The 1,248-nt window shown below is 72.4% G+C and carries 1 protein-coding gene; it reads right to left on the bottom strand.

The window, feature by feature from the left end:
* The coding region (locus tag DM995_RS19300) for an alpha/beta fold hydrolase (RefSeq protein ID WP_353653382.1) at positions 1-1,248 on the bottom strand (1,248 nt) is incomplete at both ends.

Raw genomic sequence — 1,248 nt, 5'->3', positions numbered from 1 at the left:
CCACCTGCAGCACCAGCCGTTCGACCGTACGCGCCGACGCACGTCGCGACAGGTGCGTGGCGAGCGGCGCGACCAGACCGGGGCGCGAATAGACCAGCCGCTTGACATGGCCCTGCAGCCCCGCGAGCCGGCCGTCGCGCACCGGTGGCGGCTCGGGATTGAGCACCACTGCGCGGTCGAAGCGATCGGGATGCTGCGCCGCGAAATGCGCGAGCACCATCGTGCCGCCGCGCGCGAGGATGCACATCCGCGCGATCCCCAGCGCGTCGAGGATCTCGAGGATGTCGCGCATGTTGTGCTGAAGGTAATCGCCCTCGATCATCGATGTGAGGCCGAAGCCGGGCCGGTCGAGCGTGATCGGACGGATGCCGCCCGCCTGCAGCGCGGCGATCGCCATCGCGGGGAGATGCCGCCCGGTGGTCGCGGTGTGCAGGCAGATCAGCGGAATGCCGTCGCGCGGGCCATGATCGGCAAAGGCGATGCGCCCCGGCCGGTCGCGGCGCGGCAGCAGCCGCAGCGGTTCGGCTCCGCGCGTCGCCACCGACAGGTCGATATCGGTCGCCTCGGCGAGCGCCGCGACCGCCTGGATATGCCCGACCAGCGTGGTCAGCTGCACCACCGATTGCAGTTCGCATTGCGCGAAGATCGCCTTGAGCTCGGACTTGACGATATTGACCGACAGCCCCAGCCGCTGCGCGCATTCCTCGCGCGTCAGCCCGCGCGCGATCGTCCCGGCGATCCGCGCCTGGCGTTCGGTCAGGCCGAAGATATCGCGCAGCACCGGCTCGATCGCGAGATCGCCGGGCTGCTCGCCGCTCTCGATCTGCAGGCACAGCGCGACGAACTCGCTCTGGCGGTGGCAGCCCGCCTTGGCCATCGCGGACTTGATCGCATCGCGCCCGGTCTCGTAGCCGATGCCCTCCAGCCGCGCCGCCTCGCGCACATCGCCGCCGCGCACCAGGGCTTCGGCCATGCTGACTTCGCGCGCGGAAAAGCCGAACAGCCGCGCCGCGGTGGCGAGGCCGCGCGGCTGCAGCGTCGGCGGCAGATGCGCGACCAGCGCATAGCAGGCCTCGCCGCGTTCGAGCGCGCGGCGCACCTCGGGCGCGAGTGGCCAGTGGCGCGCGGCGGCGAGCGGCGCGGCGGCCACCGCGATGAACTTGCCCCGGTCCTCGAGCAGGTACGACACGCTGGCCCGCCCGGCTCTCAGCGCGCCGAGCTCTGCCCGGCCCCGGTTGAGCGGCGCCG

The organism is Blastomonas sp. UPD001 (assembly GCF_003426715.1).
GTDB lineage: Bacteria > Pseudomonadota > Alphaproteobacteria > Sphingomonadales > Sphingomonadaceae > Blastomonas.
This window is presented reverse-complemented; position numbering and strand designations above follow the sequence as displayed.